This window comes from Vibrio sp. S9_S30, from assembly GCF_014694455.1.
GTDB lineage: Bacteria > Pseudomonadota > Gammaproteobacteria > Enterobacterales > Vibrionaceae > Vibrio.
This window is the reverse complement of sequence record NZ_JAAUWT010000011.1, coordinates 134,635-147,157: the sequence shown is the minus strand read 5'-3', so window position 1 is coordinate 147,157 and position 12,523 is coordinate 134,635. Positions and strand designations below refer to the sequence as shown.

At 45.9% G+C, this 12,523-nt stretch carries 13 protein-coding genes; 9 read left to right on the top strand and 4 right to left on the bottom strand.

All coding sequences use genetic code 11. The annotated features are described in order from the left end of the window. Positions 1-9 precede the first annotated feature (9 nt). Complete coding sequence (locus HC752_RS14555) at positions 10-1,047, bottom strand: sugar ABC transporter substrate-binding protein (RefSeq protein ID WP_190335897.1); 1,038 nt, start codon at positions 1,045-1,047, stop codon at positions 10-12. 381 nt (positions 1,048-1,428) lie between these two features. Here HC752_RS14555 and HC752_RS14550 point away from each other — a divergent pair, with 381 nt between their 5' ends. The 9 genes from HC752_RS14550 (at position 1,429) to HC752_RS14510 (ending at position 9,783) form a co-directional block, all read left to right on the top strand. Then, positions 1,429-2,211, top strand: coding sequence for a DeoR/GlpR family DNA-binding transcription regulator (locus HC752_RS14550; protein ID WP_190335896.1), 783 nt, complete (start codon positions 1,429-1,431; stop codon positions 2,209-2,211). A 507-nt stretch (positions 2,212-2,718) separates the two neighbouring features. Then, positions 2,719-4,332 (top strand): aldehyde dehydrogenase family protein, encoded by a 1,614-nt coding sequence (locus HC752_RS14545; RefSeq protein WP_190335895.1) that lies wholly within the window; start codon positions 2,719-2,721, stop codon positions 4,330-4,332. A gap of 110 nt (positions 4,333-4,442) precedes the next feature. Beyond that, on the top strand, positions 4,443-4,955 hold the full coding sequence (locus HC752_RS14540) for a BMC domain-containing protein (protein WP_202987901.1): 513 nt from the start codon (positions 4,443-4,445) through the stop codon (positions 4,953-4,955). A gap of 11 nt (positions 4,956-4,966) precedes the next feature. Continuing rightward, the gene (locus HC752_RS14535; RefSeq protein WP_190335893.1) at positions 4,967-5,443 is read left to right on the top strand and encodes a hypothetical protein; all 477 of its coding nucleotides are present in this window, start codon (positions 4,967-4,969) and stop codon (positions 5,441-5,443) included. After that, positions 5,437-5,685, top strand: coding sequence for a EutN/CcmL family microcompartment protein (locus HC752_RS14530; RefSeq protein ID WP_190335892.1), 249 nt, complete (start codon positions 5,437-5,439; stop codon positions 5,683-5,685). The genes HC752_RS14535 and HC752_RS14530 overlap by 7 nt, the downstream gene beginning before the upstream one ends. A gap of 77 nt (positions 5,686-5,762) precedes the next feature. Next, positions 5,763-6,047: a BMC domain-containing protein gene (locus tag HC752_RS14525; RefSeq protein WP_190335891.1), complete on the top strand. Its 285-nt coding sequence runs from the start codon at positions 5,763-5,765 to the stop codon at positions 6,045-6,047. 84 nt (positions 6,048-6,131) lie between these two features. Next, complete coding sequence (locus tag HC752_RS14520; protein ID WP_190335890.1) at positions 6,132-6,761, top strand: microcompartment protein; 630 nt, start codon at positions 6,132-6,134, stop codon at positions 6,759-6,761. Between the two features lie 237 nt (positions 6,762-6,998). After that, positions 6,999-8,039 carry an AraC-like transcriptional regulator QhpR gene (qhpR, locus tag HC752_RS14515; RefSeq protein ID WP_190335889.1) on the top strand — a complete coding sequence of 347 codons (1,041 nt, stop codon included), beginning with the start codon at positions 6,999-7,001 and terminating at the stop codon, positions 8,037-8,039. A 409-nt stretch (positions 8,040-8,448) separates the two neighbouring features. Then, entirely contained in the window at positions 8,449-9,783 is a 1,335-nt protein-coding gene (locus tag HC752_RS14510) for an aspartate aminotransferase family protein (RefSeq protein WP_190335888.1), read from the top strand. Positions 9,784-9,852: 69 nt separating this feature from the next. Here HC752_RS14510 and HC752_RS14505 read toward each other — a convergent pair whose 3' ends face one another. The 3 genes from HC752_RS14505 to HC752_RS14495 are packed head-to-tail and all read right to left on the bottom strand — an operon-like array spanning position 9,853 to position 12,510. Beyond that, on the bottom strand, positions 9,853-11,178 hold the full coding sequence (locus HC752_RS14505) for a S41 family peptidase (RefSeq protein WP_190335887.1): 1,326 nt from the start codon (positions 11,176-11,178) through the stop codon (positions 9,853-9,855). Positions 11,179-11,189: 11 nt separating this feature from the next. Further along, complete coding sequence (locus HC752_RS14500) at positions 11,190-12,173, bottom strand: radical SAM protein (RefSeq protein WP_190335886.1); 984 nt, start codon at positions 12,171-12,173, stop codon at positions 11,190-11,192. A 52-nt stretch (positions 12,174-12,225) separates the two neighbouring features. Further along, the gene (locus tag HC752_RS14495; RefSeq protein ID WP_190335885.1) at positions 12,226-12,510 is read right to left on the bottom strand and encodes a hypothetical protein; all 285 of its coding nucleotides are present in this window, start codon (positions 12,508-12,510) and stop codon (positions 12,226-12,228) included. Positions 12,511-12,523 lie beyond the last annotated feature (13 nt).

Sequence of the window (12,523 nt, the reverse complement as noted above, 5' to 3'; positions counted from 1 at the left end):
TACATCAGACTAGTTGTAGTTTGCGATCAAAGAATCAAGTTGTGCTTGGTTCTCCTTGGAAGCCCACACGGTGGGGGTATAAGCCGACGTTGGACCATTACCGTTTATGGCATTCAAAGCCTGATTAACAATATTCGCGCCAAGAGTACTGATTTGAATGGCGGAAGAGCCGCGATAGGCTTGACCTTCGTTGGTCGCAACCAGCCCTTCAAGAGAGCCGTCTTGTCCGCCAATGAAGAGGTTGTTCATATCCAGACCCGCCACTTTCACCGCACGATACGCCCCCACCGCAGAATCATCGTTCAACCCAATGATAATATTCAAATCGGGGTGCTGACTGATGACGGTTTCCGCAATTCTCAGCCCGCTTGCCTGATCCGCTGAATCTTGCTTGGACACAATCTCAATGCCATTGTCGGCAAAAATTCGTTCGACTTCCGTCCACCGAGGAGAAATCAGGGGAAGCCCCGTTAATGTCGTCACAAGCGCCTTTGGCTTGGCAATGTTGTTCGCTTTCACCCAATCCACTGCTGCATTGGCGATAAGCTGGCCAGATTGACTGTGATTAAAACCAACAAACCCATCGCTGTTTTCCATTTCACCGAGGTAAGTCAACCACTTAATGCCCGATGTCTGTGCTTGCTTTTGCAAGGGAGCCAACGCTTTAGGATCGATCGGCGTCACAACGATGGCATCAACATTGAGTGTGATCCAACTCTGAACCGCATTTAACTGACTTTCGAGGTTGTTGGCTTGAGTGTTGTCGTGAAGCACCTTGATGCACCCCAGCTCTTTGGCTCTGAGATCGGCAAATCGACGCACCTGCCGAACGATCTGAGCTTCAGAGAGAGAATGGCTATAGGCGATGGTATATTGACGACCAGTAGAACAGGCTTTGGAGGCAGGCAAGCTGACTTCTTGCATGGTTATCGACTGAATGTCTTTCTCGGCCGCTGAGGCAGACGCCGTGAAAGACAACACCAATACTGCGGTTGAAACAGTAACGAATCCTTTCCGAATACTATTCATTGAAAACTTAAAACTCATAATTTACCTCCTGTAAATGTAAGATGAGACGTTTTCTTTGCCGCGTCTAGGCTGGTTCTGAGGCTTTAAATTCCACAAAATGCCCGACAATGGTCATTAAAATGACCGTTTACTGGTTACATCTTGACCAGCAGCGATACTATTGGCAAGTACATTTTTTTCTGATAGTTTCCTCTCTGAGTTCACTTTATATGTAAGAAATGAATCTTTTGCGCTGTTTTCATTGATTTTTTTGCCAAAAAGATGAACGACTAAAATCCAATTGAATAAATGATGTCTATCGTCAATTATGTGAAGTCGGGCAGAATGGTCAGAAAATGACTGAAGATACACATTTTGCTTTTGTGCTAACGTAGACCTACTAATACTGGAAATAATGAGATGTTGGAAAAAACGCTATCAAAAAAAGAAGCTCGCCAAGCTAAAATCGTTGATGAGCTCCACCTTTTTCCTCAAATAAAAGTCCAAGAGTTGGTCGAAAGCTTGAATGTTTCACCGGAAACAATCCGGCGAGATTTGGCTGCACTTTCGAAGCAGGGGAAAATTTCTCGAACGTTTGGGGGCGCCGTCAGCCTTAGCGCTGCGGTACCCGGTATCAGTGAACGCCAATCACTCATGATCAAAGAGCGCGATCAGATTTCTGAAATGGCGACGAGTCTTATTCGACCAAACGATTTGCTGATGGTTGGCGGCGGCTCGACGACGATGCGATTTGCGTTGAAAATAGCGGCTTTGAAATTCCCCATCACGATTGTCACTCATTCCCTTCCATTCGCGACGACGGTTTCAAAAAACCCGAATGTCAGTGTTGAAATATTGCCGGGAAAGCTGAATGCCAGTGAAGGGTTAACCGTGGGTTCAAATACCATCAATACCATTCGAAAATTCTCCGCACACAAAGCATTTGTCGGGGCATCTGGGGTAAACGAATCTGGGCTCTATGCCCTGATGGAACCCGGTGAGATCTATTCGGCCATGATTGATAGCGCAGAGAAAACCTACCTTCTGATTGATAGCAGTAAATACGATGCGACCTCTTTGGCACAGTATCAAGAGTGGAACCCTAAACTCACTGTCATTTCAGACAAAGGACCAAGTGACAATATTATGTCTGCCATGCAGGCAGCATCCGTTGACATTTTGCTTCCAAAAACACCGTCATAGATCCTGTGAGTGCGGCTTCCCAAAGCCCAGCACTGGATCTCGGGTCAGTCGGCCAAGAGCTCTACAAAAGGGCTCAATAAGATCAAGATCGCGCCACGGATTGAAATACGGATAGCCCCATTCGTATCCTTTCAGTTAAGTTGTCAAACCAATGAACCCTGCAGACACAAAGCCGTGACGGTTCTCCCATACCGTCTCCTGCGGTTCGAAAGCCGTTTTCCAACCTTAGGGTATGTTTAACATTCTCTATTAGCGCTTTGTTCACTCTCTTCATCTTCATCTTTCCCTTCATCTCCCCTTTCCCCTCTTCATCCCACTTTTCATCCCACATCCTTGATGTCAAAAATCATCACTTAAATGTCAAGCCGCTGCGCATGGATTGCATCATGCTAGAACCACTTAAGACGAATCAGTGTTGAACAGTCCGGCAAAATTGACCAACGTCATAACCCATAGTGCCTCACAGAAGGTCTGTTCTAAGAGGATTAAGAAAGCGTGGAGCATGCGATGACGCAGTCAGCAACATCAACGTCAACTTCAAGAGAAGCCTATGCATCCAGTTCTCATTGGGATGAAATGGCAGACTCGGTTCTCAACCGTGCTCATTGGGCAAGCCAAATATATCGTCAATATTCCAAAGAGCAGGTTCAGCGTATTGTACATTCTGTCGCTGACGCGGCTTATGAGAAAGCAGACCAATACGGTGAGTGGGCTGTTCGGGAAACCGGATTTGGAGTGGCAAAAGACAAAACGTTGAAGAATCAATTCGCGAGTAAGCACTTTCTGGAACACTACCATGACCACGATTTTGTTACCCCTAGGGTTTGCGCCCAAAATAAGATCGTTGAAATACCGAAGCCTGCGGGGGTGGTCTTTGCACTTATCCCATCGACCAACCCTATTGCGACCATCAACTTTAAAGTGCTATCCGTCCTGATGACACGAAGCGTGATTGTGTTAAGCCCCCACCCCGCGGCCAGAGAATGTTCGATGCATGCGATCCAGTATCTGGCCAAAGTGGCGGAAGCGGCCGGGGCTCCGGCAGGCACCATTCAAGTGATTGAAGAGCCATGTTTACCTTTGGTCAATGCCTGTATGCGCTCAGCAAAAACCGATGTCATTTTGGCAACCGGTGGGACGCCCATGGTTAGGGCGGCGTACTCTTCTTCTAACCCAGCCATTGGTGTTGGACCGGGCAACGCACCCGTTTTTGTCGATTCATCGGCCAATATTGAACGCGCAGCGCACTACATCGTAGACAGTAAATCGTTCGATAATTCCGTGTTATGCACCAATGAATCCGTCATCATTACACTGCAAGAGTGTGAATCCTCTCTTCGTGATGCGCTATCAGAGTCCGGAGGTTACCTCTGTTCGCCGCAGGACAGCCAGCGACTGCGACAATTCCTGTTTCATGACAAAGGGTTTAACACCAAAGCCATCGGTAAAAGTGCGAGGTGGATTGCATCCGAAGCTGGCATCTGTGTTCCTGATGGCACGTTGATTCTGGTCACTCCAATAGAATGCATTGGTCATGAAGAGGTGCTTTCAAAAGAAAAACTCTGCCCAGTGATCGGCTTCTTTGTCGCCAGCAGTCGTCGCCAAGCCATTGCTCAGGCAAGAGGACAATTGCGAATGACAGGCGCTGGTCACTCGGCAGCACTGCACGCCACAGATGAAGCGCTTATTTTGGAATTCGCCGAAGCCGTCGATGCGTATCGAGTGATTTTGAACGCCCCTTGCAGCCAAGGAGCCGCAGGATTTCAGACCCATTTGAATCCCTCTTTTACCATTGGGACAGGGTATTTTGGGCGCAGCTCCATCGGAGAAAATATCGGACCTCAACATTTGGTGCACTGGACTCGAATAGCCTACAACCAAGATGCCTGTGAAAAATTTGGTGATTTCGAACACCTCATTTCGGGATTGGAGTTCGCACCCGTGTTCGCATCCAAGTTGGATAACGCAATATCGGGATCTCAGGTCGGCCCACTTTTGTCGTCGCCCCCCACTACCCCACCTCACTCGGCATCACAGCTCTCACCGTTACCCAGCATGGACATGAGAGAGCAGATTCGACGGATCATTATTGAAGAACTCAGCAATTCGCTGAAGCATTAAGGGCACAAGGTATGGCGGAGCTTAGATCTTTTATATTCATCGACCAATTTCAACCCCAGACATTAAGCTATGTCAGCACATGGATGCGAGGCTCATTGCCGAGGAGCAACATGTCTGCTCAGATCATTGAAGTCGCACCCGGATTAGACATCGAACCCTTAACGGACGTGGCATTGAAATACTCTGAAGTGGGGGCGGGTATCTTGGTTGTTGAACGCCAATTCGGCTATTTAGAGGTTCATTCTCGCTCGCCTTCTCAAGTGAAATCTGCGGCTGGGGCTGTGATTGATGCTTTGGGTGCGAACGCCGACGACGCGCTCAAACCCAACATTCTGGCATCAAAAATTATTAGCCGTGTAGATACTCAACACGCTTTTTTGATAAACCGAAACAAAATGGGATCCATGATAATTGGCGGCGAATCCCTATTTGTCCTCGAAATGCAGCCCGCATCGTACGCACTTTACGCCTGCAATGAAGCCGAAAAGGCTTCAAACATCAAAGTTATTGATTGTCGAATGATAGGACCAAATGGTCGATTGTATCTGTCTGGTGATGAAGCCGAAATCCGCAATGCCCGAGAAGCCGCCGAGCAAGCGCTTCGACAACTTGGTGCCGAGTAATGGAGAAAACGATGCCATCAGACGAGCTGCGCCAATTCATACGAGACGTCCTGACAGAAGAGATGACCAAACGTCACCAAGAGACCGGTGCCTTTGCTGCAACGTCGCCTAGGCCAAGAGTTCGACAAGAACACGTTAGCATCAACAACGATAAGGATTTAATGGCGTTTGTTGAGCGACTTCTAACGATAACCAAGGACGGAAAATCTCGAAGCGAGATAGAGCAAGGTCGATGGATATTTTGTTTAACACGACATGCTGAGCCCAACCCCGTAAGTGCATCGTGCGATCCAGCGGTAAGCGAAGTCAGCCAGCCAAAAGGCACCACGGTGTATGTCGAAACCGGGTTGGTAACGGAAAGACAAGTCGACTCTCTAGGGGCAAACACGCAACGCCTTGTCGTCGGTAAACGAGTTCGTTTTACGCCACTTGCCAGCGACATCTTACGCCGACGAAATATTTCTGTTGAAAGGAAGGCATCATGTTAAAAGGTCGAGTTATTGGTCACATATGGTCAACCAAGCGAATTGACGCCTTACCCTCAGGCGCACTGCTCGAAGTTGAGTTGGATGGTGGAAATCACATGATTGCTTACGACCCGTTGGGTTGTGGCAAGGGAGAATCGGTGTTGATCGCTCAAGGGTCTGTTGCTACTGAATATTTTCAGCAAAATCAAGCAATTGTAGATGCGATCATCATCGGTACGATAGACAACGACAACATGGCTTGACTGAATACGACGTCTGGCTACGCGTTCGTTGTCAAGACACGGTAAACCAAACAGTTTGAACATCATTGGAGAACATTATGACACAGCAAGCAATTGGAATGATTGAAACCAAAGGGTATGTCGCAGCACTGGCTTCCGCTGATGCGATGGTTAAGGCAGCCAATGTCAGTATCGTGACGCGTGAAGAGGTGGGCGATGGTTTGGTGGCCATTATCGTTAATGGTGAAGTGGGCGCAGTAAAAGCGGCTACTGAGGCTGGAGCAGAAGCCGCAAACCAAGTTGGAGAGCTTATTTCTGTGCACGTTATCCCACGGCCTCACCCGGATTTAGCCGCTCATTTCAAGGCTGTTTCACAAAAATAACTAAGGCGACGGTCTGTTACCCAGATACAGAATGAAGATGGGTACGAGTCACCACACCTGCTAAACACGAAGAAGAATGGACTCATGACTGAACTACGTGTGTATCTACCGATAATGGATCTGCAGCCCCAGTTTGCTGCCTATTTAAGTACGCCGATTAGAGCAAGAGGCTACCCCCCTTTTCAGGGCGAAAATAGTTTGTTCATTGAAGTGAAACCCGCACTCGCCATCCATAGGATTGTGGATCTGGCGCTAAAGGCAGCACCGGATATGGAGCCTGGTATTCTTTACACCGAGCGGGAATTTGGTTTGCTGGAACTGCATTCAACGGATTGCGATCTCTTGATGCAAGCTGGTCAAGCCATTTTAGAGGGCATTGGTGCCAAGCCAAATGATCAGCTTGCCCCCAAGATCCTGTTCAGCGACATCATTGACAACATTTCCGACCAACATTCTGTCATTTTAAACCGTTCTCGCTCTGCATCCATGATCGTTCCCGGCGAGTCATTGCTGGTTTACGAGATGATGCCCGCTCTTTTTGCTTGTGTCGCCGCGAATGAAGCAGAAAGAGTGGCACCAAATACCACAATTGTCGACGTACAGATGATGGGGGCAACGGGTCGGATTTTCATGTCTGGGAAAACGGCAGACCTTCATCAAGCCCGAAACCAAATTACCGAGGTACTCAATCGCATCCGGAGTCGCTCGATCTGAATATCGCCTTTCCTACAGACAGTACTTTCCTAAAAACAGTACTTTCCTACAAACAGTAAAGGGTAGATACGTATGCACTGCCCTTATCCCGCCCCTGCCCCTGCCCCTGCCCCTGCCCTCCAGCAAAATGAATCACGGTTCAAAAAAGAGCAAGATCTCACCATGAGACACATTCGCTAGAAATTCTTAATATTAAAGTTATAAATAGAAAAACAAGTCGAACAGTGAGGAGCGGTTATGCGAAGGAGTGCAGGTAACGAAAGGCTTGTTCCAAAAGTGCTGGCTTCCGCCGCCGATGGAGTAGTCAACTTAATTGATCGCTATGGTGGCGATATCGAGTCGATATTTTGCCGCGCAAACATTTCACCGACGGTTCTTGAGGATCCCTTGAATGAATTGGGGTTACGAGAATACTGCAATTTGTTTGATACGGTTGCGATGCAGGTAGGAGAGGACCATTTTGGTTTACTCTTTGGCGCCTCTTTCAAACCTAATCGGCTGGGAGGCATTGGGTATCTTGCCGTCAATTCCCCCACCCTTCATGCAGCACTGAACAACTTTGTCCACTATTTCCCCGTCCATCAAGACAGTACCTACCTCAATGTGGTTGAAGATAGAGGCATTTATCGGCTCGACTATGAAATATTGGATCCGAACATCACTAACGCAACACAAGATGCCGAGCTTTCGATAGGCATTTTTTTAAATATATTAAAACACGGTTTGGGATCCCATTGGGGCCCACTGGAAGTGCATTTTTCACACCGTAATTTTCACCATAGCGCCTCAAAACACGAAGCCATTTTTCAATGTCCGGTTCGGTTTAATCAAGCCTCTAACTCCATTTTGTTTCACAAAAGCGCACTCAATGCGATCATGCCGGATTGTGACCCCTATCTTTACACGGTGATTGAGTCCACCTTAAAACGCAGTAAAGAAGTCAAATCTGAAACCGAAAACCTAGTGGATGAAGTGAAACATCAAATCAAAGTGAGCCTTGGTGGCTCAGTGCCTAAAGTCAGTGAAATCGCCGCAACGTTCAATTTAGACGTCGCGCACGTGAAAAGAAAACTTGATGCACATGGCGTTCGATACAGCGACTTGCTTCGAGCCGCCCGACAAGAGCTCGCCATAAAGTATCTCGCCCAAACCGACATGCCACTCACCGAAGTCGCCTTCTCACTCGGGTACTCTGAGCTCTCCGCGTTTTCTCGTGCATTTAAAGCGTGGAGCGGAATGTGCCCACAACGCTATCGAAATTCACATTTGCTTTCCTAAGACGGTTCGATGTCACCCTCATGCTCCTGTGTTGACTTTGCTCCTGCGGTAACATCGCTCCTGATAGCCCGCATGGATCCCCTACTTCAATACGCCGAATACTGTCAAATCGCCGCCCCTAAATGTCAAGCACGTGCTGGTTCAATAAGCGATGCTAACGAACCTAATCTAAAAAGCCGAAACTTAAGACGACCGATCGCTTGCGAATGGGGCGGCGAATCCCTTATCCCGAGTTCAGGTTAAAACGCTCCGTGAAACGGGTCTACACGCGTGCGGACCATTCACAGATGACAACGGTCATTGACTATACGGCGATATAGTTGAATACACGACGATATAGTTGAATACGCGGCGATATAGCTGAATACACGACGATATAGTTGATACACGGCAATCAAGAAGCACTCCTATGAAAAAAGCCAATAACATACTAGACAACAATGCATTCGATCTCACCTCCAGTGACAACCTGGATGCAAAGATGGCCAAAATGGTAAAGCGAAGGCTCAACACAGTTGGCCCTACCGCGATGCTCTTTTACCAAGAACCTTTGCACATTGTGCGTGGCAAAGGGGCTTGGCTGTATGACAGCAATGGCTCGCAATATCTTGATGTGTACAACAATGTGCCTTCCATCGGGCACTGCCATCCCAAAGTGGTTAATGCCATTTCCAATCAAGTACGAAAGCTCAACATTCACACTCGATACTTACACGAGAATGTTCATGTATACACAGAAAGGCTACTGGGGACGTTACCCGATTCGATTGACCGGCTAATAATGACTTGCACAGGAAGCGAGAGCAATGACTTGGCGTTACGGCTCGCACGATCATATACAGGCAAAACAGGGATCATAGTGACCGAAGCCGCTTACCATGGAAACACCAGCGCTGTAACTGAAGTGTCTCCCTCCGCCCTGAAAAGCCGCGCCCTGCCTGATTACGTTGCGACCGTTGCAATCGACAATTTAAATCAGACCAATCAAACCCCAGAAGACGTATTTTTACACAACGTACAATCGGCGATAGCAAAACTGAATTCTAAGGGGTACGGCTGCGCGGCTTTACTTGCCGATAGCATTTTTTCAAGTGACGGAGTCTACAGCCACCCTGTCGGCTTTTTGAAGAAAGCCGTGGAGGAAGTTCAGCGTCAGGGAGGGCTGTTCATTGCCGACGAGGTGCAACCAGGATTTGGCCGTACAGGCGAGAGCATGTGGGGCTTCGAACGACACGACGTTCTTCCTGACATAGTCACAATGGGAAAACCGATGGCGAATGGTTACCCCGTTGCTGGCGTTGCTGCTCGCTTAGATCTATTGGAAATATTATCCGAAGAGGCAGGGTATTTTAATACCTTTGGCGGCTCCCCTGTCGCAGCGGCAGCCGGATTGGCCGTACTGGACGTGATTGAAGAGGAAAGGCTCATCAGTAAATCGTTGAGCGTTGGCCGCTACCTAAAAGACGGATTGGTTGATTTACAAAATACCTACTCGGAAATCTCTGAAGTTCGGGGATCTGGCTTGTTTATTGGCGTAGAATTTTGTCGTGACCAAGATAAATCCAATCCCAATACTGAACTTGCCAACACAATCATGAACCTATTAAAACACAACAAAGTGCTCATTGGTGGCGCTGGGAAATATGGAAATACGCTGAAAATCAGACCACCTCTGTGCTTTAACAAAACGCACGCCGATCTGTTTTTAAAAAAAATGAACTCCGCGCTTAAACAGGCTCGTTGATCGTCGGTAGACGAATGAGAAACCTTGAACCGATCCCCTATTAACGATGGGTGATTGAGTGCGTTCTTCTTATCTTGCCAGCAGCTTACCCCTTAGATCGTCTAGTGCTACTTGCAACACATCATCATACCCCTTCAAGATGCGAACTTTATTGAGTGCAATAGCCACATCCGGCTTTATGCCTATCCCCACAAACTCTTCACCATTTGGGAAAAAGTCGTGCTTAACACATATGATGCCTTTTCCGCCTCCGGGCAGATCAAAACTGATTGGTTGCCCTGTGCTGGAGTTTGTTGTTTCGCCATATTTGGTAAACAACTCCAATCCATTGAGATACACAAGAAAATCTAAAGCGGCCGAGCCAGTATTTCGCCCTATTAACACGTGAGTAGGAATATTGACTGCTTTTTCATGGGGCACTAATGTTTTCCCAGTGCCACTGAGCCAGTGTTCGGAAATGCGACCTTTTCTCGCCTCGTTATATGAATTGCTGATTCTCGTTCTCCAAGAAGCGCTTTGAACGTCTTGATCTATCAAATAAGGAATGATTTGATTCACAACAGAAGTGTCGCCTCCGCCATTCGCCCTTAAATCAATAATCAACCCTTTTGCCTTCGTTATGTCTTCAAAGACAGACAGAAAGTTTGAAAATACTTCATCATTTCTCAAGTGATTAATGGCAACATACGCGATATCATCATCTAACATTAAAAACTCTACAGACTTCCTCTTGGGTTTAAATATATCTAGATGTTCCAATGTGTCATCCGTCGATTTTGAATTTCGAATGAGATCAGCCTTTTTCGTTTCTCCTGTTGGCAGCTTATAAGTCACCTTTACCTTTGAACCTGCTAACCCCATAAATGCATTCGAAACCGATAAGTGCCATCGATCACGGTAAGAAGAACCATGGGAATAAGGCAATACTTCCGTTTTCAAGTACTCCTGAACAGGTATGCCCTCAATGTCTATCATCGTAGAGCCTAAAGGAATGGCTTCTATGTATGATTGACCTACGCTGGTCACCAACACTTCACCTTCAATATCTTGGAGGTGAAGATCTGGCCAATCCATATTGTCTTTAAAATGGTGAAAGGGTGGGAAGACCTTCGTATGACCATCGTTCAGCAAAGCGGAAAATCTGGACAAAACTCTATAGTAATCATGTATGTTGTCCGCACTCGCAACCTTGCTGAGATAGTCTTTGTATGATTCATCTAAATCCGACGCGACGTCATCGTCTAAAAAAACAAAATGCTCTTTCGCATTACTCCATAATAATGACAACCCATAAATTCTCTCTTCTAAAGAAAGGCGGTCATTCTTACCATAAGCAATGACGGGAAATAACAACAGTATAAAAACAAGGGCTCTACTTGCAGTGAAAATATTCATATCTGTATTACTTAAATATTAACAACATTAATCGACTTGTATTTCTTTTTAAGACCTAAGAGAGGACACCGCATCGATTCCCAATCTAAATTTAACAAGCTCTCATGCCATTCATTCGCGAGCTTTACATTCAAATTGAGCTTTCCATCACTACTGAGATAACCGACATGGTTCGCTTTATTTTCTAAAGCAACGGTGCATTTAGAAACGATTGATCGAGGGTTAATAACCCAATGATTGGGTTTCGCCGCATAACATATGTATCTGTTTCTCTCTTCTTGACCGATGACTTCTTCAAACTGCTTACGAGACTCAACCATATTTTCATCAGAAACAATGGTTTCTTTTTGGTTAACTTTTGATTTAAAGATGGTGTGATAATCCAACTGGAATCGAGAATCCTGCCCAAATGAGCGATCAAATTTCTCCTTAAAACTCTTAATACTCTCAGAGTTTTCACCATTTAAGTGGAGTCGAATTTTTATGGTAAAAGATTCATCCCGTTCTCGGTACTGAAGTAAGTTCTCCCATATGTCACGAAAACTGCCTCGTCCATTCACATAATATCTTAATTTATCATGCGCTTCTTCATCACCATCAAACGTAATTTGAAAATACTTTACATTTTTCTTTAATAAGTTGGTGAAAACATCAACGTTTAATAACGTCGCATTTGTCACAATAGAGCTTGAAAATTTAATGTCCTTTTCTTCACAAATTACATTAACCTCATCCAAAAGCTTATGTAAGATTCTAATTTTTAGGAGCGGTTCTCCCCCAAACCACGTTATATGAAGTTTACTTAGCGTATTAGCTTTTTCTTTAATAAATTTTACAATATTGCTAATATCTGAGTCCGAAATATGAATATTTTTATGCTCTTCATAGCAATATACACACCTTAAATTGCATTGCATAGTAGGGATAATAGTAAGGCTTAGGAACGAATTATTCACCGCACGTGTTAATTCAAATTTTTCTTGATCAGATAGCATTCTTCACTCCGAAATATGGCTCCCCTATTAGAAGAGCCAATGATATTATAAATTAGTATTGTGAGAAGAAATCACCAGCGCCTGGCAGAATCAGGTCGTCGATGCTGCCAAGATCCATCCCATCACAGCCGTTATTTGTACACGTATTGCACGTATTACATTGGTTAAGCTCAGGGTCGATAAGCTTTCCAAAAGGATCAATACCGATTTCCGATACAAAGGCGTCGTCTACCGTCACAAGGCCCGATCCCCACCCTGTTCCTCCTGAGATTTCTTTAAGTAGTGGTGAATCCGATAACTCGATAAAGCCGTTTTCATCGATTTTAATATTACTCATTATTTTTCCCTTA

Coding starts and splice junctions, on each gene's coding strand:
- HC752_RS14555 (WP_190335897.1), bottom strand. CDS start 1,047: ATGAGTTTTAAGTTTTCAATGAATAGTATTCGGAAAGGATTCGTTACT.
- HC752_RS14550 (WP_190335896.1), top strand. CDS start 1,429: ATGTTGGAAAAAACGCTATCAAAAAAAGAAGCTCGCCAAGCTAAAATC.
- HC752_RS14545 (WP_190335895.1), top strand. CDS start 2,719: ATGACGCAGTCAGCAACATCAACGTCAACTTCAAGAGAAGCCTATGCA.
- HC752_RS14540 (WP_202987901.1), top strand. CDS start 4,443: ATGTCTGCTCAGATCATTGAAGTCGCACCCGGATTAGACATCGAACCC.
- HC752_RS14535 (WP_190335893.1), top strand. CDS start 4,967: ATGCCATCAGACGAGCTGCGCCAATTCATACGAGACGTCCTGACAGAA.
- HC752_RS14530 (WP_190335892.1), top strand. CDS start 5,437: ATGTTAAAAGGTCGAGTTATTGGTCACATATGGTCAACCAAGCGAATT.
- HC752_RS14525 (WP_190335891.1), top strand. CDS start 5,763: ATGACACAGCAAGCAATTGGAATGATTGAAACCAAAGGGTATGTCGCA.
- HC752_RS14520 (WP_190335890.1), top strand. CDS start 6,132: ATGACTGAACTACGTGTGTATCTACCGATAATGGATCTGCAGCCCCAG.
- qhpR (WP_190335889.1), top strand. CDS start 6,999: ATGCGAAGGAGTGCAGGTAACGAAAGGCTTGTTCCAAAAGTGCTGGCT.
- HC752_RS14510 (WP_190335888.1), top strand. CDS start 8,449: ATGAAAAAAGCCAATAACATACTAGACAACAATGCATTCGATCTCACC.
- HC752_RS14505 (WP_190335887.1), bottom strand. CDS start 11,178: ATGAATATTTTCACTGCAAGTAGAGCCCTTGTTTTTATACTGTTGTTA.
- HC752_RS14500 (WP_190335886.1), bottom strand. CDS start 12,173: ATGCTATCTGATCAAGAAAAATTTGAATTAACACGTGCGGTGAATAAT.
- HC752_RS14495 (WP_190335885.1), bottom strand. CDS start 12,510: ATGAGTAATATTAAAATCGATGAAAACGGCTTTATCGAGTTATCGGAT.